This is a genomic window from Microbacterium sp. KUDC0406 (assembly GCF_021582875.1).
Lineage (GTDB): Bacteria > Actinomycetota > Actinomycetes > Actinomycetales > Microbacteriaceae > Microbacterium.
In genome coordinates, this window is sequence record NZ_CP091138.1 from 3,213,200 (window position 1) to 3,230,440 (window position 17,241).

Below are 17,241 nucleotides of genomic sequence, written 5' to 3' on the forward strand. Positions count from 1 at the left end.
TGCAGTTTCGGGGGAGGTCAGCGCTCCGCGGGGTCCGCCGTGCCGATCAGCACCCCGCGGGCCAGGCAGTGGAAGTGCCTGTTGAACCCCAGGTATGCGGGCGTCTCGTCGCCGTCCAGGTCGATCGCGTCGATGTCGAGCGCGTCCACCACGAAGAAGTAGCGGTGCACGCCGGTTCCGGGCGGGGGCGCGGCTCCGATGTAGCGCTGCAGCCTGGCCTCGTTCGGCAGCACGACGGCACCGGCCGGCAGCGATGCGGCATCCCCGTCGCCCGCCGGCAGTGAGGTGAGATCGGCGGGCAGATTCGCGACGGCCCAGTGCCAGAAGCCCGACCCGGTCGGGGCATCCGGGTCGAGGCACGAGATCGCGATACTCTTCGTGCCGGCCGGCGGCTGCGACCACTGCAGCGCAGGATGCCGGTCCTCGCCGCCCCTGCTCGACGACCAGGCCCAGACGGGCACGGGTCCCCCGGCCTCGAAGTCGGGGCTGGTCAGCTCGAGCGGCGCGACCGGGCGCAGCTCGGCGAGGGCGGCATACGGATCGTAAGAGAACATGGACGACCTCCTCCGATGCCACGATAGGCGGCCGTGCCTGTGCTGAATAGACTGGATCCCGTGACCGACCTCGCCGCAGACCGCCAGACCCTGCTCGATCTGATCAAGGGAGAGGCGGTGTTCCACGGCGACTTCACGCTCTCCAGCGGCAAGAAGGCCACCTACTACGTCGACATGCGCAAGCTCACACTCGACCACCGTGCGGCCCCCGCGATCGGCCGCATCATGCTCGACCTCATCAAGGACACCGAGGTGGTCGCCGTGGGCGGGCTGACGCTCGGCGCCGACCCGATCGCGAACGCCGTCATGCACGCGTCGGTGGAGGGAGCCGAGCGCCCGCTGGACGCGTTCGTGGTGCGCAAGGAGCCCAAGGACCACGGCCGAGGCCGCCAGGTCGAGGGTGCCGACGTCAAGGGCAAGCGCGTCGTCGTGCTCGAGGACACCTCGACCACCGGCCAGTCCGCGCTGAAGGCCGTCGAGGTGCTGCGCCGCGAGGGCGCCGAGGTCGTGGCCGTCGCCGTGATCGTCGACCGCAAGACCGGTGCGCAGGCCGCGATCGAGGCCGAGGGCCTGCAGTGGCTCGCCGCGTTCGACCTCGACGACCTGGGCCTGGCGCCCCAGTGACCCGCACCGCGCTCGCCGTCGACATCGGCGGCACCAAACTCGAGGCCGCGCTCGTCCGCGAGGACGGTGCGCTGATCCCGGCGAGCCGCGTCCGCCGGCCCACGGGTCGCGACGCGGATGGCGCCACGCTGGGCACAGCCATCCGCGAGGCGGTCACCGCGGCGCTCGCCGCCCTGCCGACGGACGACGACCTGGTCGGCGCCGGCATCGGCAGCGCCGGACCCGTCGACCGGTCCGCCGGCGTGATCTCCCCGGTGAACATGCCTCTCGCCCACGGCTTCGACGTCGTCTCCGCTGTTCGCAGTGCGGCATCCGCGGCACTCGGACGCGACCTGCATCCGGTGCTCGGGCACGATGGCGGCGCGCTCGCGCTCGCCGAATCCTGGCTCGGCGCCACACAGGGTGCGAAGGCCTCGCTGTCGATCGTCGTGTCGACGGGCGTCGGCGGCGGCTTCGTGCTGAGCGGCGAGTATGCACCGGGTGCCACCGGCAACGCCGGCCACCTCGGACAGGTGCGCCGTGAAGGCGGTCTGACGCTCGAGGAGATCGCCTCGGGTCCGGCATCCGCCGCCTGGGCGCGCACGCAGGGCTGGACCGGCGAGACCGGCGAGGACCTGGCGCGCGACGCCGCGGCCGGCGACACGATCGCGCGCGCCGCGATCGTGCGCTCGGCGAAGGCCGTCGGCGAGGCCCTTGCCGACGCCGCGACCCTCATCGACCTCGACGTCGTGGCGATCGGCGGCGGGTTCTCGCACGTCTCGCACGACTACGTCGACCTCGTCCAGCACGCGCTCACGGCATCGGCCGCGCACCCCTACTCCCGCCGCACCCGTGTCGTGCGGTCCGCTCTCGCCGGCGAAGGCCCGCTCATCGGCGCCGCCGCCTTCGTGCTGCGCGGTTGAGGCCCCTCAGACGTTCTGCGGGGCGGCGGAGCGTGCGCGGCGCCGGCTGAGCACGGTGTCGATCGTGACTGCGAGCACCAGCACCGCGCCGGTGACGATGTTGCGGGTCGCGGCGTCCAGATCGAGCAGCGTCAGGCCGTTCGCGATGGACTGGATGACGAGGATGCCGAAGAACGCCGACCAGGCGCTGCCCCTGCCGCCGTACAGGCTCGCTCCGCCGACGACCGCCGCGGCGATCGCCATCAGGAACAGCTCACCGCCGCCCGTGCTCTGATTCGCCGCGGCCAGGCGGCCCGCGGCGAGCACGCCGCCGAGCGCCGCGAACGTCGAGCAGGAGACGAACGCGCTGATGAGGATGCGCTGCACGGGGACGCCCGCCAGACGGGCGGCCTCGCTGTTGCCGCCGATGGCACGGATGCCCCGGCCCCAGCGGGTGCGCCGCAGCAGCACGTCGACGCCCCACACCAGCGCGACGAAGAGCACGACGCTCCAGCCCACCCCGCGGTCATGGGAGAGCGCGGCGACCGGGATGGCCAGCGACGCGCCCACGGCGAGCGTCCACAGCATGATCGCGAGCAGCGGCTCGGCGTGCAGTCCCGCGGTCAGGCGCCGACGACGGGTGAGCAGCCGGACGCCGGCGACACCGGCCGTGATGATCGCGGTGAGCGTCCAGGCCAACCAGGTCGGCACGAACGCGGTCTGGCTGAATTCGACCAGCCAGGAGTCGTATCGCAGGTTCACCGAGCCGGCGGAGCCGAGCACCTTCCACTGCACACCGGCGACGACGAGCAGGCCGGCCAGCGTCAGCACGAATCCGGGCAGACCCGCTCTGGCGATGAGCACGCCGTAGACGACGCCGATGACGCCACCTGCGACCAGCGCGACCAGCACCGACACAACGAGCGGCCAGCCCAGGTTCATCGACGTCACCGCGACGAGGGCCGCGGCCAGTCCGCTCACGGATCCGACCGACAGATCGATCTGGCCGACCAGCAGCACGATCACCACGCCGAGCGCGATGATCCCGGTCGACACCGACTGCAGCGACAGGTTGACCAGATTCTCCGGCGACCAGAACGACGGCGAGGCCGCGCCGAGCAGGACCCAGATCGCCAGCAGCGCGACGATGATCGGAACCAGCGGGCGCTCGCCGTTCTTGACGCGCTGCCACGAGTCCGCGACGCTCACAGGCCCGCCTCCCTGCTCGCGCCGCTCGGACGCACGGCGGTGGCGCCCGTGATGGCGCCGAGGAGCTCCTCGGCGGTGACCTCGGCGGTGTCGTACTCGGCGACGAGGTGCCCGAGGCGCAGCACGACCACCCTGTCGGCGACCGCGAGAACGTCGGTGATCGAGTGGCTGGCGAGCACCACGGCGTGTCCGCGGGCGCGCAGGCGTCCGATCAGGGTGAGGATCTGCGCCGTCTGCCGTACGCCCAGTCCGTTGGTCGGCTCGTCGAGCAGGATGACGCGGGGCTCGCCGAGCAGGGTTCGTGCGATCGCCACGCTGCGGCGCTGGCCGCCGGAGAGCGCCTGCACGGGGACCCGGACGTCGGGGATGCGCGCCGCCAGGCTGTCCAGCACGACCCGGGCGTCGTGCTCCATCCGCACCTCGTCCAGGACGAAACCTCCCACCTCCTCGTGCCCGAGGTAGAGGTTCTCCACCACGTCGAGGTTGCCGCACAGCGCGAGGGACTGCGGCGAGGCGACGATGCCGAGCCGACGGGCGTCGGCGGGCGAGCGGAACCGCGTGGACGCCCCGTCCACGCGCACCGTGCCGGAGTCCGGCGCGACGGCGCCGGAGGCGACGGCCATCAGCGTCGACTTGCCCGCACCGTTGTCGCCCACCACCGCGAGGACCTCTCCTGCGTTGATGCCGAGGTCGACGTCGATCAGGGCGTGTGCGGCGCCGAAGCTCTTCGACACGCGGTCGAGAGACAGGACGGCTGTCATGGGGTCTCCTTGTCGATGAGGCCGTTCTCGATGCAGGCATCCCGGTAGGCGGGAGTGCAGACGTCGTCGAGCGCATGGACGCGCCCGCGGATGATCACCCGCTCGATGTCGCCGCGGAAGACGCTGGTCGGCGCGAGCAGGAAGCTCGGCACGCCGTCGACCTTCGCCACGGCGACGGGGTGCTCTCCGCGCAGCAGTCGCACGGCGACCTCGGCCGCGATGCGCGCCTGACTCTCGGTCGATTTCGCGACCGTCATCAGCTGATCGCCGTCGAGGATGCGCTGCACCGCCGACAGTTCGGCGTCCTGACCCGACACCGGCGGGACAGGGGCGATGCCGGCCGCCTTGACCGACGCGATCGATCCGCCGGCGAGTCCGTCGTTGGCGGCGATGATGCCGTCGACGTCGCCCGGATGCCGGGTGAGCTGCCCGGTCACCCAGTCCTGGGCGCGGGTGGCGCTCCACGCCGGCGACTCGAACTCGCCCAGTACGCGGGCTTCGCTCTTGTCGAGAACGCTGTGGATGCCGGTGCGCAGATCGGCCGCGTTCGGGTCGGTGGCGGAGCCGTTCACCACGAGGATGCCGGGGGACTCGACCCCCTGGTCGGCCAGCCGGTCCAGCACCGCGAGCGCCTGCATGCGACCGATCAGTTCGGAGTCGAACGACACGTAGGCGGTGACGTCCGGGCTCGCGATGAACCGGTCGTAGGCCACCACGAGCGCGCCCTCGCGGGCTGCGGCGGCGACGATCGCCTCGGCGGCGACGGCATCGACCGCGTCGATCACGAGCACTCGAGCGCCGCGTGCGAGCATCGCCTCGGCCTGCTCCTGCTGCCGGGCGGCGCTGCCACCGGCGTTCGCGTACAGCAGGGTGCAGGTCGGGCACCGCTGGCCGGCGATCTCCTCGAAGGTGGGCCGGTCGGACGTCTCGTAGCGCGTCACCTCGGCGTCGGGCAGGAGCAGCGCGATCGTCCCCTCGGACTCCGAGGCCGGCGCCTCCTCAGAACGACAGGCGCTCGCGGTGAGCACCGTGAGCACGATGGCGAGTGCCGCAGCGCCGCGCAGCAGCATCCGTTTCACGAGGGCACCCCCAGTACGCCGAGCTCACGCGCGCGGTCGAGGGCGGCGGCGATCGCGCCGCGCAGCTCGGCGTCCCCGCCGAAGGCGGATGCGACCACTTCGGGTGCGCCGACGGTGGATCTCAAGGTGTGCCGCTCGACGGCATCGCGGAGCGGATCGAGCAGCACGCCTCCGGCGTCCGCGAGGCGGCCGCCGACGACGACGACCTCCGGGTCGAAGAGGTTGCACAGCGTCGCCACGGCCGTACCGAGGGTGCGCCCGGTGTCGGCGATCGCCCGCCGGCATCCGGCGTCGCCGTCGATCGCGCGCACGACGACGTCGTCGAGGGTGAGGTGGCCGTGGCTGTCGCGCAGCATGTTCAGCATCGGCGCGGAGCCGGCGACGGTCTCCAGGCATCCGCGGTTGCCGCATCGGCACACCGGGCCCTGCTCGTCGACGACGACGTGACCGATCTCGCCGGCGGCGCCGCGGCGCCCGGCGAGCACGCGGCCGCCGACGACGAGGCCGGCGCCGATCGAGTGGGAGGCATGGACGTAGGCGACCGGATCCCTGCCGGCGGCGGCGCCGAACCTCGCCTCGGCGAGTGCGCCGAGGTTCACGTCGTTGTCGACGACCACGGGGACGCGCAGCGCGGCGGAGAGCGGCTCGGCGACGGCGGCGCCGTCCCAGCCGCGCAGCAGCGACTGGGAGGACACCGCACCGTCGTGCACCGGGGCCGGGACGCCGATCGCGACGGCGAGCAGTTCGTCGTCGGAGGCGCCGACCGACTCGATCAGCTCCTGGATGAGCATCGCGGCGCGCTGCAGGGTCATGTCGGCTCGGTGGTCGGCGGCGAGCGGGAGCGTCTCGGTCGCCAGCGGCTGCATCGACGCATCGGCGAGGGTGACCTGCATGGTGCGTGCGCCGACGTCGATGCCCGCGACGAGGCCGATCGAGCGCGCGAGGGTGACCAGGCGGGCGCGCCGGCCGGAGCGTATCGACGGGCTGGTGTCGAGCACTCCGCTCTCGCTGAGCTCCGTGACGATGTTGGACACGCTCGCCGCCGAGAGCCCCGTGATGCCGGCGAGTTCGACCTGCGTCAGCGCCCCGTGCTGCTGCACGGCGCTGACGACGCGGGCGCGGTTCGCCTCGCGGAGCGAGGTCTGCGACCCCGGCGTCGACTGCGTCTGCTGCACGAGTCTCAGCGTAACCGCGTTCCTGGTTGAGTTCAGGAGATAACGCAAAGGTCACGGAAGGCCGGATCTTGAGTTCACGTCTTGACATCAAGAATTGAACTCTGCTGAGATGAGGATCGCAGCGCACCCCGAGCGCTCCTCACGAACAGTCGTGAGACATTCGGCAATGAAGGCGGAAATCATGCGCAAGAAGACTCTGTTGGCGCTCGGCGCGGGGGCGGCTGTCCTCGCACTCGGGCTCACCTCGTGCAGCAGCGGCGACACGGGTGACAAGGGCGACGGCGGCGACGCGGGCGGCGAGGTGGAGGTCTTCACCTGGTGGGCCGCCGGCTCCGAGAAGGCCGGTCTCGACGCTCTCGTCGACGTGTTCAACGAGCAGCACCCCGACGTGAAGTTCGTCAACGGCGCCGTCGCCGGCGGCGCGGGCTCCGACGGCGAAGGATCTGCTGCAGTCGCGGCTGCAGGCGGGCGACCCGCCGGACACGTTCCAGGCGCACGCCGGTGCCGAGCTGCAGGACTACATCGATGCGGGCCAGGTCGAGGACGTCTCCGACCTGTACGACGAGTTCGGCCTGAACGACGCGTTCCCGAAGGACCTGGTCGACCGCCTCACCGTCGACGGCGCGATCTACTCGATCCCGTCGAACATCCACCGCGCCAACGTCGTGTGGGCGAACCCCTCCGTGCTGAAGGACGCCGGCCTCGACCCCGCCGCCGAGTACGCGAACCTCGACGAGTGGTTCACGGCGCTCGACGCCGTGAAGGCCAAGGGCAAGACCGCCCTGTCGGTCGCCACCACCTGGACCCAGGTGCAGCTGCTCGAGACCGTGCTGCTGTCCGACCTCGGCGCCGACGGCTACAACGGCCTGTGGGACGGCAAGACCGACTGGACGAGCTCGGAGGTGACCGACGCCCTGAAGGACTTCGAGAAGCTCATGAGCTACACCAACACCGACCGTGACGGTCTGGACTGGCCGGACGCCACCCAGCAGGTCATCGACGGTGACGCCGGCTTCAACGTGATGGGCGACTGGGCCGAGGCGGCGTTCGCCGAGGCCGGCAAGAAGTCTCCCGCCGACTACATCTACTTCCCGGTCCCCGGGACCGACGGTGTCTTCGACTTCCTCGCCGACTCGTTCACGCTGACCGTGGGCGCGCCCAACGCCGACGGCGCGAAGGCGTGGCTGGAGACGGTCGGATCGGTCGAGGGCCAGGAGGCGTTCAACAAGGCGAAGGGCTCGATCCCGGCCCGCACCGACGCCGACACGAGCGACTTCAGCGAATACCAGAAGACCGCGATCGACTCGTTCGCCAAGGACACGATCGTCTCGTCGCTCGCGCACGGCGCGGCCGTGCCGGTGGCCACGCTGAACAAGATCTCGGACGCCACCAGCAAGTTCACCACCGGAGCATCCGACCTCGCCGGATTCCAGTCGGAACTCGCGGCGGCCTTCAAGGGCTGACCCACTGAGACCGCCCGGGGCGCACGCCCCGGGCGGTCTTCCTTGACCATCCCTGCAAGGAGCACCATGCGCAAACGTCTCAAGACCGCGGGCCCGCCGCTGCTGCTGCTCGCCCCCTCGCTGATCCTGATGGCGATCTTCGTCTACGGCCTGCTGGCGGCGAACTTCCAGACCTCCATCACCGACAACCACACCGCCGCCCAGGCCACCGGGCGCAAGCCCACGAACGTGGTGTGGTTCGAGAACTACTTCGACCTGCTCGGCAGCGACAGCTTCCAGCACTCGCTGCTGAACCTGCTGCTGTTCACCGTTGTCTTCCTCGCCGGCACGATGATCATCGGCTTCGGGTGGGCGTGGCTGATGGACCGGCCCGCCAAGGGCGAGGGCTTCTTCCGAGCGATCTACCTCTTCCCGATGGCCGTCTCGTTCATCGCCTCCGGTGTCGTCTGGCGCTGGCTGCTGAACTCGAACGAGGGCGAGAAGGCCAGCGGCCTGAACCGCCTGTTCCAGATGATCGGCCTGGACTTCCTGCAGAACCCGTGGTGGAACAACATCACGTTCGGCATCATCGCGATCGCGCTCCCCGCGATCTGGCAGCTGTCCGGATACGTGATGGCGCTGTTCCTGGCCGGGTTCCGCGGCATCCCCGACGAGCTCCGCGAAGCGGCCCGCATGGACGGCGCGAGCGAGTGGCAGCTGTACCGCATGGTGCTGTTCCCGCAGCTGTCGCCGGTGGCGCTGTCGGCGCTGATCATCATCGGCCACATGTCGCTGAAGTCCTTCGACCTGATCATGTCGATCTCCAAGCCGGCGAACTACCAGACCAAGGTGCCCGCGGTCGACATGTACGTGTTCAAGTCGAGCTTCGACTACGCGAACTCGGCTGCCGTCGGCGCCATCCTGCTGGTGCTCGTCGCCGTGATCGTCATCCCCTACCTCATCTGGACCAGCCGTCAGGAGAAGCGATGAGTGCCGCGACGACGACCCTTCTGGATTCGGGCCCGACGCAGGCTCCGGCCGTCCGCCCCGCCAAGTCGCGGTTCAGCGTCGGCCGCACCGTGAAGTACGCGGTCATGATCCTCTTCGTGCTCATCGTGCTCACGCCGGTGTACGTGCTGCTCGTGACCAGCTTCAAGGGACCGGGCGACGCCTCGCCGGCTCGCGCCTGGAACCTGCCCGAGGTCTGGGTGCTGGACAACTGGATCGGCGCATGGACGGCGCTGGCGCCGGCGATCGGCCGCTCGTTCCTCATCGTCATCCCCGCCGCGATCATCTCGGCGTTCCTCGGATCGATGAATGGCTTCGTCCTGTCGCTGTGGCGGTTCCGCGGCGCGAACCTGGTGTTCACGCTGATCCTGTTCGGCATGTTCATCCCGTACCAGGCGGTGATGATCCCGCTGCTGCAGATCACGATCTCCGCCGGCATCCCCAGCGGAGTGCCGTCGCTGATCCTGCTGCACGTCATCTACGGCATCCCGATCACGACGCTCATCTTCCGCAACTACTACCTGACGGTGCCGAACGAGCTCGTCGAGGCGGGTCGTGTGGACGGCGCCGGGATGCTGCGGACCTACTGGTCGATCATCCTGCCGATCTCGATCCCCAGCTTCGTGGTGGTGCTGATCTGGCAGTTCACGAACGCGTGGAACGACTACCTGTTCGCCGTGTTCTTCTCGTCGAGCCAGAACGGGCCGGTCACCCTGGCGCTGAACAACCTCGCCAACGGCGCACTGCTGCAGGACTACGGCATCTCGATGGCCGGCGCGCTGCTGGCATCCCTGCCGCCGTTGATCGTGTACATCCTGCTCGGCAAGTACTTCGTGGGCGGCCTGATGTCGGGCTCGGTCAAGGGGTAGTGCCGCGATGCCCCGCGAGCCGCGTCACCGACGCGGTCCGCGGGGCTTTTCGTCGTCGTCCCACGGGCCCTCGTACCAGGCGCCGCGGTCGTCGCGCTTCGGCTTGCGCAGCAGCTGCACGGCCACCACCGTGAGCGTCGTCAGCCCGATGCCGATCAGCACCAGGAACAGCAGATCCTGCTGGTTCACGGACGCCTCCCTCCGCGGCATCCGCCACGATCTTCGCGATCCGGTTCGCCCGGGTCTCGGCGCGCTTGGCCATCGCGATCTGCGTGAGTCCCAGCTTGCGCGCGGATGCCGGGAACGCGTCCCAGCCGGCGCGCGCCGCGGGCGCGGCATCCAGCGCCGCCGTCAGGTCGGCGGGCTCGATACCGGCCTCGGGGCCGTCGAGCACCTCCCAGGCGCCGTTCGCCCTGGCGATCTCGATCGCCCGGATGCCGGCCGGTGCCAGCATCCCCGCCGCCTCGAGCTCGGCGACGCGCGCCTTGTTCGTCGCGGCCCACCCGCTGCCCTGGCGGCGCGGCGAGAACCATTGGCCTCCGGTCCCGTCGTCGAAGGTGCGTACCGGGCCGTCGATCCATCCGAAGCACAGAGCCTGCCGGACGGCGCTCTCATAGTCGACGCCGGTCGCAGAGCGGCCGCGCACGTTCAGCAGCCAGACGCCGCTGGTGCGGGCATGGTTCCGCTCCAGCCACGCGCGCCAGGTCGCGGCATCCGCCGCCACGACGCGCTCGCCGTCGTCGAGCGCACCCATCAGCGATCCTCCGGCAGCAGGTCGGCGACCGAGGCGACGACCTCGTCGGGGCGGAACGGGTACTTCTCGATCTCGGCGCGGTCGCTGATGCCGGTGAGCACCAGCACGGTGTGCAGTCCGGCCTCGATCCCGGCGACGATGTCGGTGTCCATCCGGTCGCCGATCATGCCGGTCTTCTCGGAGTGGGCGCCGATCTTGTTCAGCGCCGAGCGGAACATCATCGGATTCGGCTTGCCCACGACGTAGGGCTCCCGGCCAGTCGCCTTGGTGATGAGCGCGGCGATCGCGCCGGTCGCCGGCAGCGGACCCTCGGCGCTCGGCCCTGTCGCATCCGGGTTCGTGACGATGAACCGCGCGCCGGCGGCGATCAGCCGGATGGCTTTCGTGATGGCCTCGAAGGAGTAGTTACGGGTCTCACCGACCACCACGAAGTCGGGGTCGGTCTCGGTCATGACGAACCCGGCGTCGTGCAGGGCGGTGAGGATGCCCGCCTCGCCGATCACGAACGCCGAGCCGCCAGGCACCTGCTGGCTGAGGAAGTCGGCGGTGGCCAGCGCCGAGGTCCAGATGCGGTGCTCCGGCACGTGCAGGCCGCTCGCCCGAAGCCGTGCGGAGAGATCGCGCGCGGTGAAGATCGAGTTGTTCGTCAGCACCAGATAGGGGATGCCCGCTGCCTCCCACCCGGCGAGCAGGTCGGATGCGCCGGGGATGGCGTCGTTCTCGTGCACGAGTACGCCGTCCATGTCGGTGAGCCAGCATTCGATCTCGGTGCGTTCCGCCATGAGGCAAGCCTAGGGCGGCCCGACCGTCAGGGGTGTGCGGCGAAGAACTCCGCGACGCGGTCGGGCCAGCTGCGGATCGTCGCGATGTCGCCTGCGACCTCGAGCTCGGCGCGCGGCATCAGCTCGGCGAGCCGTTCAGCTGTCGAGAGCGGATGCCCCGGGTCGGTCGCCCACGGCAGCAGCAGCGCGGGCACCTCGATGCGCGCGACCTCGGCCGGATCGGGCAGGTCGCTCACGCCCGCGCCGCGGAACACCGACGGGAGCACCGCCATGTCGATGCTCGGCGGGCCGGGGGTCCACGTCTCGGCGAAGATCTCCGGCGCCGGGGCGGCCGCCGAGGCCGTGACGAAGTCCTCGAGCGTCATCGTCTCGGCGGCAGCCGCGGTCATCTCGTACATCCGCTGCTGCACTCCCCGGGTCTCCCAGGCCGTCGGCGGCGCCGTGAGGGCGACGGAGCGGAAGCGCTCCGGGCGGCGGGTGAGCGCGTGCAGGATCGTCGCGGTGCCCATCGACGAACCGATCGCATGCACCGGCTCGTCCGGCGAGACCGCCTCGGCGAGGGCGAGCAGGTCGGTCGCGAGGCTGTCCCAGCGGTAGTCGTCCGGCACCTCGCGGCCCGCGGTCTCGCCGTGTCCGCGGGCGTCGTAGGCCACGACCCGGAAGCCCTTCTTCGCGAGTCCGTCCCACGGGGTGAGCCCCTGCTCGCGGTCGGCGGCGCGGCTCATCGTCAGACCGTGCGCGACGAGGACGACCGGACCTTCGCCGTGAGCGTCGAAGGCCAGCTGGGCGGTGCCGACGTCGAAGAAGCGCGTTCCCATGCGCACAGCCTATGGGTGGGCTCAGGCCGTCAGCCAGATCACGCCCGCCGAGCCCTCGGGCAGCGCCACGGCGCGCCCGTCCCGCTCGACGCCGGCGGCCGTCACGACGAGCTCGGATGCCACGTCGATGTCGAGCGCCTCCAGCGCCCGCAGCAGTTCCGGATCGCGGTCGTCGACGCGCAGCACGCGGCCGGCGTGACCGGGCGCGGCATCCGCCAGCAGCACGAACGGCTCGCGGGTGACATGCCCGGCGGCATCAGGGATCGCGTCGCCATGGGGATCGAACCGCGGGCGGCCGAGCCGTTCGTCGATGCCCTCCAGCAGGCGGTCGCTGATGGTGTGCTCGAGCACCTCGGCCTCGTCGTGCACCTCGTCCCAGGCGTAGCCGAACTCGCGCACCAGCCAGGTCTCGATGAGGCGGTGCCGGCGCAGCATCTCGAGGGCGCGGCGCTCGCCGGCATCCGTCAGTCGCACCGCGCCGTAGGGCACGTGCGAGACGAGACCGGCGGATGCCAGCTTCTTGACCATCTCGGTCACGCTGGAGGGCGCGATGCCGAGCTTCGCCGCGAGCTGCGACGGGGTGATCGGGGCATCCTGCCACTCGGTGTGCGAGTACACCGTCTTCAGGTAGTCGTCCGCGGCCGGGGAGGCCATCAGCCCTGCCCACCCAGGCGCATGATCTCGCCGAACGCCACCTGGCCGGCGAAGAAGCAGATCGCGAAGCCGGCCAGCGCGGCCAGCAGTGATAGGCGACCGTCGTAGTCCTCGACGCCCTGAGTGCCGATACGGCGTGCGCGGAACGCGAGGATCAGCGTGATCACGCCGAGCGCCAGCTGAACCCACGGGCCGCCGAACGGCAGCAGCACGGGGAAGAACAGCAGCGAAACACCCAGCGCCGCCGTGCCGAGCGAGATCCAGGTGCACAGCCGCATCGCGCGCCGCGCGTCGGTGTCGTCTCGGGCCATGACCTCCAGCCTACCGGCGGGGACTGGGCGACTCAGGCCCGGAACAGGGCGTCGACCTCGGCGGGCGCGTATGTCTCGACCGGCTTCGGGCCGGCGAGCAGCATCGCGACCAGTCCGACGACGACGCCGGCGACCAGGCCGGTCAGCGCCGAGACCAGCACGTTCGCGAGAAGCTGGCCGGCGTAGGTTCCGAGATCGGAGTGCAGCAGGAAGCTCTGCGCGATGCCGCGTACGAGATTGCCGGCGACCATGGCGAGGATCGTGGTCCACAGGCCGCGGCCGAAGGCGCGCCAGCGCCCCGGATGCGGATGCTTCCGTCCGGCTGCGCGCAGCTGCACCCACGCGGTGAGCAGCATGACCGCGACCCCGACCAGGTCGATCAGCCACACCGTGACGGTCGTCTCACCGAGCGGCCAGACCCGCAGCGGCGGCCACAGCGCGGGCAGCCCCGCGGCGGGCGGGAACAGCAGCGCCGAGACCCAGGTGGCCACCCATCCCGACACGTGCCATACGCCGGCGAGCACCGCCAGCACGAGCAGCGAGCCGAGCACGGTCCAGGAGACCCGGTCGAATCGCGGGTGGGACTGAGTGTCGGGCGCCGATGCCATGCGTTGATGCTAGCTTGCGAGAAGGCGACGGGGCCGGAAGGAGACACGGGATGCGGAATCCGAGTCGGTGGGCGCTGGCCGGAGCCCTCGTGCTCCTCATCGCGGGCGGTGCCGTCGCGGCATCCCTCCGGGTCGCGCCCGAGGCATCGACGCGGTTCATCCAGGACGCGGACGGCCGCAGCATCGTCGCGCACGGTTTCAACACGGCCTCCAGCGCGAAGAGCACGCCCGATGGACTGCCGCTGTTCACCGAGGACGACCTGGCCCGTGAGCAGACCGACATGGGCACGGACTTCGTGCGCTTCCTCATCTCGTGGCGGGCGGTCGAACCCGAGAAGGGCGTGATCGACCAGGGCTACCTCGACGCCGTCGAGGAGCGCGTGCAGTGGTACGCCGACCGCGGCTACGACGTCATGCTCGACATGCACCAGGACCTGTGGGGGTCGGCCATCACTCCCGGCGGCGACTGGGGCAACGGGGCGCCGGCCTGGGCGACGTTCACCGACGGGCTGCCGGTGAACACCGGCGACATGTGGGAGCTGGTCTATCTCGAGCCCGGCACGATCCGCGCCTTCGACCACTTCTGGAACACCACCGGCGAGCATCCGGAACTCGCCGAGCACTACGCGGACGCCTGGCGGGCGGTCGCGGAGCGCTTCGCCGGCAACGACACCGTGGTCGCCTACGACCTGATGAACGAGCCGTACGGCGGCACGCTGCAGGGCGTGGCGTTCGAGTCCGGCCCGCTCACCACCCTGTACCAGCGCGCCACGGATGCGATCCGGGAAGCCGATCCGGACACCTGGGTGTGCGTCGAGCCGCAGGCGTTCGGGTTCAACTGGGGTCTGCCCAGTGCCCTCGGGCCGATCGACGACCCGCGCGACGGCGATCCGCGCGTCGCGTTCTGCCCGCACCTGTACCCACTGCCGATGGATCTCGGCGACGGGTTCGCCGGCGACACGAGGGGGCTCGTCCAGGGGACGGTCGCGCAGTGGCGTTCGAATGTGCTGCGCACCGCGGAGATGCTCGGCCAGGGCGAGGGGGCGGTGCCCGTGATCCTCGGCGAGTTCGGCCTCGACACCACTCGCGAGGGCGCCGAGCAGTACGTGAAGCTCGTCTACGAGACGGCGGATGCTGCGGGGATGGGCGTCGTGTACTGGTCGCGCGACGACGGCAGCTGGGGCCCGTACGAGTCCGACGGCACCGCGCGCAACCTCGTCTCCTGGCTGAACCGGCCGTACCCGCGCGAGGTGGACGGGCTGGTCTCGTGGACGTCCTCCGACGACGGGGTGACGTTCGAGGTGCGGAAGAGCGGAGCGGCGACGGTCTATCTGCCGCCCGCCGCGTTCACCGCGCAGCCGGCGGTCTCCGGTGCCGAGGTGGCCTCGTGGGATGCGGCATCCGGCATCCTCACGCTCGACGTGGCCGGTGACGAGACAGTGACCGTCGCCCGCTGACCGCACGCGGGCGGCAGCCGGTTCAGTCGGCGGATGTCGGTCGCGCTCACGCGCCGGTGGCGAGCAGCACCAGCAGGGCGGCGTTCAGGGTGATCAGCAGCACCGAGCACACGATGCCCAGCACCGTCGTCAGCCGCCGGTTCGCGTAGCCGCCGAGCGTCCGCCGCTGAGCGGTCAGGGAGACCAGCGGGATGAGCGCGAACGGGATGCCGAACGACAGCACGACCTGGCTCAACACGAGGGCGAGCGTGGGATCGAAGCCGATGGCCAGGATGAACAGCGCCGGGATCAGGGTGACCAGGCGCCGCGCGAGCAGCGGCACCCGCACCGACAGCAGCCCGTGCATGATCTCCGCTCCCGCGTACGCCCCGACCGAGGTGGATGCCAGTCCGGAGGCGAGCAGACCGACGGCGAACAGGGTGCCGATCACGGCGCCGAGGTTCTCGCTGATCGCTGCGTAGGCACCCTCGAGGGAATCGGTGCCCTCGACGCCGGCGAGGTTGGCCGCGGCGAGCAGCAGGATCGCGAGGTTCACCGAGCCGGCGATGACCATCGCGACGGTGACGTCCCAGCGGGTCGCGGTGATGAGCGTACGTATGGAAGGGCCGGTCCGGGTCCCTGAGCCTGTCGAAGGGCGCCCGAAGCGGTCGCGGGCGAGAGCGCTGTGCGCGTAGATCGCGTGCGGCATGATCGTCGCGCCCAGGATCGACGCTGCGAGCAGCACCGATCCGCTGTCGGTGAAGCGCGGGATCATGCCGCTCGCGACGCCGGACGGATCGGGCGGAGCGACGAACAGACCGGCCACGAAGCCGATCACGATCAGCGACATGAGCCCGATGATGACGAACTCGAAGTGCCGGGGGCCGCGCCGGGACTGCACCAGGAGCAGTCCCATCGACACGGCACCGGTGATGATGCCGCCGAGCAGCAGCGGGATGTCGAAGAGCAGGTACAGGGCGACCGCGCCGCCGAGCACCTCGGCGATGTCGGTCGCCATCGCGACCAGTTCGGCCTGCAGCCAGTATGCACGGCGTGCCCAGCGACTGCGGATGCGCTCGCCGAGCACCTCGGGCAGGCTCTGCCCTGTGACGACGCCGAGTTTGGCGGACAGGTACTGGATCAGCCAGGCCATCACGTTGCCGACCAGCACGACCCACACGAGCAGATAGCCGTAGCGCGCGCCGGCGGTCATGTTGCTGGCGACGTTTCCGGGATCGAGGTAGGCGACGCCGGCGACCAGCGCCGGTCCGAGCAGCCACATCCCGCGCAGCGGCGATCGCCGCGCGCCGCGCACGGGTGCGAGAGGTGTGGTCATCGCAGTTTTAGGCATACCGAAATCCTACTCATTTTTCGGTACACCTAAAAGTCTGATGCGGGAATGCCCGCGGTTACGCTGGTCGGGATGGATGAGCAGACTCCCGACGCCTCGACGGGCTCGGTGACCCAGCCTGGGTACGGCGTCGGACCGTGGCCCGGCGAGTGGCCGCAGGACGAGCAGTACGACCCCGAGCTGCTCGAGCTGGGCGACACCCGCAACGTCATCGACCGGTACCGGTACTGGCGGATGGAGGCGATCGTCGCCGACCTCGACACGAAGCGGCATCCGTTCCACGTCGCGATCGAAAACTGGCAGCACGACATGAACATCGGCTCGATCGTGCGCAGCGCGAACGCGTTCCTCGCCGACACCGTGCACATCATCGGCCGGCGTCGCTGGAACCGCCGCGGCGCGATGGTCACCGACCGGTACCAGCACGTCGTGCATCACGAGGACGTCGCGACGTTCGCGGCGTGGGCGGCGGATGCCGGCATCCCGGTCATCGCCGTCGACAACGTCGGCGAGGCCGTGCCGGTGGACCGGGCGGACCTGCCCGAGCGGTGCGTGCTGCTCTTCGGGCAGGAGGGTCCTGGGCTGTCGGAGGAGGCGCTCGCCGCGGCATCCGGCCACATCGAGATCACCCAGTACGGCTCGACCCGGTCGATCAACGCGAGCGCCGCCGCGGCCGTCGTGATGTACGAGTGGTGCCGCCGGCACGCGGACTGATCAGTCGCGCTGGATGCCGAAGGTGTGGCGCATCAGGGCGTACACGTCGGAGTCGAGGCGATCAAGACGACGGTGCACGCCCTGGATCTCGGTCCGGATGATCCGCACGAACATCGTCGACATGAGTGTGATCATGCCGAAGAGACCTGCAGCGAAGACGCCGATCAGCGTCCACACCTGAGGTTCGGTCATCGTCAGCACCCTTTCATCA

The 17,241-nt window shown here is 70.5% G+C and carries 19 protein-coding genes and 1 pseudogene; 7 read left to right on the forward strand and 13 right to left on the reverse strand.

Features of this window, described 5'->3' with window-relative positions; translation table 11 throughout:
- Positions 1 to 17: 17 nt before the first annotated feature.
- Positions 18 to 554: a YbhB/YbcL family Raf kinase inhibitor-like protein gene (locus tag L2X99_RS15825; RefSeq protein WP_236125922.1), complete on the reverse strand. Its 537-nt coding sequence runs from the start codon at positions 552 to 554 to the stop codon at positions 18 to 20.
- 60 nt (positions 555 to 614) lie between these two features.
- Between L2X99_RS15825 and pyrE the strand changes: the two genes are divergently transcribed.
- Both pyrE and L2X99_RS15835 read left to right on the forward strand, forming a co-directional pair.
- Positions 615 to 1,178: an orotate phosphoribosyltransferase gene (gene pyrE, locus L2X99_RS15830; RefSeq protein WP_236125921.1), complete on the forward strand. Its 564-nt coding sequence runs from the start codon at positions 615 to 617 to the stop codon at positions 1,176 to 1,178.
- Complete coding sequence (locus L2X99_RS15835) at positions 1,175 to 2,080, forward strand: ROK family protein (RefSeq protein ID WP_236125920.1); 906 nt, start codon at positions 1,175 to 1,177, stop codon at positions 2,078 to 2,080. Before pyrE ends, L2X99_RS15835 begins: the two co-directional genes overlap by 4 nt.
- Before the next feature lie 6 nt (positions 2,081 to 2,086).
- Here the strand turns inward: L2X99_RS15835 and L2X99_RS15840 are convergent, their stop codons facing one another.
- The 4 genes from L2X99_RS15840 to L2X99_RS15855 are packed head-to-tail and all read right to left on the reverse strand — an operon-like array spanning position 2,087 to position 6,283.
- Complete coding sequence (locus L2X99_RS15840; RefSeq protein WP_236125919.1) at positions 2,087 to 3,268, reverse strand: sugar ABC transporter permease; 1,182 nt, start codon at positions 3,266 to 3,268, stop codon at positions 2,087 to 2,089.
- Positions 3,265 to 4,029, reverse strand: coding sequence for an ATP-binding cassette domain-containing protein (locus L2X99_RS15845; protein ID WP_236125918.1), 765 nt, complete (start codon positions 4,027 to 4,029; stop codon positions 3,265 to 3,267). Before L2X99_RS15845 ends, L2X99_RS15840 begins: the two co-directional genes overlap by 4 nt.
- Entirely contained in the window at positions 4,026 to 5,099 is a 1,074-nt protein-coding gene (locus tag L2X99_RS15850; RefSeq protein WP_236125917.1) for a substrate-binding domain-containing protein, read from the reverse strand. The genes L2X99_RS15845 and L2X99_RS15850 overlap by 4 nt, the downstream gene beginning before the upstream one ends.
- Positions 5,100 to 5,104: 5 nt before the next feature.
- The gene (locus L2X99_RS15855; RefSeq protein WP_236125916.1) at positions 5,105 to 6,283 is read right to left on the reverse strand and encodes an ROK family transcriptional regulator; all 1,179 of its coding nucleotides are present in this window, start codon (positions 6,281 to 6,283) and stop codon (positions 5,105 to 5,107) included.
- Between the two features lie 181 nt (positions 6,284 to 6,464).
- Here L2X99_RS15855 and L2X99_RS15860 point away from each other — a divergent pair.
- From L2X99_RS15860 to L2X99_RS15870, 3 genes and pseudogenes are all read left to right on the forward strand, one after another.
- Positions 6,465 to 7,746: pseudogene (locus L2X99_RS15860) on the forward strand (ABC transporter substrate-binding protein).
- Between the two features lie 66 nt (positions 7,747 to 7,812).
- Complete coding sequence (locus L2X99_RS15865) at positions 7,813 to 8,715, forward strand: carbohydrate ABC transporter permease (RefSeq protein ID WP_236135378.1); 903 nt, start codon at positions 7,813 to 7,815, stop codon at positions 8,713 to 8,715.
- Positions 8,712 to 9,602 (forward strand): carbohydrate ABC transporter permease, encoded by an 891-nt coding sequence (locus tag L2X99_RS15870; protein WP_442923460.1) that lies wholly within the window; start codon positions 8,712 to 8,714, stop codon positions 9,600 to 9,602. Before L2X99_RS15865 ends, L2X99_RS15870 begins: the two co-directional genes overlap by 4 nt.
- Here the strand turns inward: L2X99_RS15870 and L2X99_RS15875 are convergent.
- Genes L2X99_RS15875 through L2X99_RS15900 form a run of 6 tightly spaced genes read right to left on the reverse strand, consistent with a single transcriptional unit; the run spans position 9,592 to position 13,529 of the window.
- Positions 9,592 to 10,356 carry a YdeI/OmpD-associated family protein gene (locus tag L2X99_RS15875; protein ID WP_236135379.1) on the reverse strand — a complete coding sequence of 255 codons (765 nt, stop codon included), beginning with the start codon at positions 10,354 to 10,356 and terminating at the stop codon, positions 9,592 to 9,594. The genes L2X99_RS15870 and L2X99_RS15875 overlap by 11 nt on opposite strands.
- Positions 10,356 to 11,138, reverse strand: a complete 783-nt coding sequence (locus L2X99_RS15880) for an HAD-IIA family hydrolase (RefSeq protein WP_236125912.1) — start codon at positions 11,136 to 11,138, stop codon at positions 10,356 to 10,358. The genes L2X99_RS15875 and L2X99_RS15880 overlap by 1 nt, the downstream gene beginning before the upstream one ends.
- A gap of 26 nt (positions 11,139 to 11,164) precedes the next feature.
- The gene (locus L2X99_RS15885) at positions 11,165 to 11,956 is read right to left on the reverse strand and encodes an alpha/beta fold hydrolase (protein ID WP_236135380.1); all 792 of its coding nucleotides are present in this window, start codon (positions 11,954 to 11,956) and stop codon (positions 11,165 to 11,167) included.
- Positions 11,957 to 11,977: 21 nt separating this feature from the next.
- On the reverse strand, positions 11,978 to 12,610 hold the full coding sequence (locus L2X99_RS15890) for a metal-dependent transcriptional regulator (protein ID WP_236135381.1): 633 nt from the start codon (positions 12,608 to 12,610) through the stop codon (positions 11,978 to 11,980).
- The gene (locus L2X99_RS15895) at positions 12,610 to 12,921 is read right to left on the reverse strand and encodes a hypothetical protein (RefSeq protein WP_236125909.1); all 312 of its coding nucleotides are present in this window, start codon (positions 12,919 to 12,921) and stop codon (positions 12,610 to 12,612) included. Before L2X99_RS15895 ends, L2X99_RS15890 begins: the two co-directional genes overlap by 1 nt.
- Before the next feature lie 32 nt (positions 12,922 to 12,953).
- Entirely contained in the window at positions 12,954 to 13,529 is a 576-nt protein-coding gene (locus L2X99_RS15900; protein WP_236125908.1) for a hypothetical protein, read from the reverse strand.
- 50 nt (positions 13,530 to 13,579) lie between these two features.
- On the opposite strand from L2X99_RS15900, the gene L2X99_RS15905 reads away from it, so the two are divergent.
- Complete coding sequence (locus L2X99_RS15905) at positions 13,580 to 14,986, forward strand: glycoside hydrolase family 5 protein (RefSeq protein ID WP_236125907.1); 1,407 nt, start codon at positions 13,580 to 13,582, stop codon at positions 14,984 to 14,986.
- Between the two features lie 46 nt (positions 14,987 to 15,032).
- Here the strand turns inward: L2X99_RS15905 and L2X99_RS15910 are convergent, their stop codons facing one another.
- The gene (locus tag L2X99_RS15910; protein ID WP_236126800.1) at positions 15,033 to 16,301 is read right to left on the reverse strand and encodes an Nramp family divalent metal transporter; all 1,269 of its coding nucleotides are present in this window, start codon (positions 16,299 to 16,301) and stop codon (positions 15,033 to 15,035) included.
- A gap of 87 nt (positions 16,302 to 16,388) precedes the next feature.
- Here L2X99_RS15910 and L2X99_RS15915 point away from each other — a divergent pair, with 87 nt between their 5' ends.
- Complete coding sequence (locus L2X99_RS15915) at positions 16,389 to 17,030, forward strand: TrmH family RNA methyltransferase (protein ID WP_236125906.1); 642 nt, start codon at positions 16,389 to 16,391, stop codon at positions 17,028 to 17,030.
- Here L2X99_RS15915 and L2X99_RS15920 read toward each other — a convergent pair whose 3' ends face one another.
- Positions 17,031 to 17,222, reverse strand: coding sequence for a hypothetical protein (locus L2X99_RS15920; RefSeq protein WP_236125905.1), 192 nt, complete (start codon positions 17,220 to 17,222; stop codon positions 17,031 to 17,033).
- Between the last annotated feature and the right edge of the window lie 19 nt (positions 17,223 to 17,241).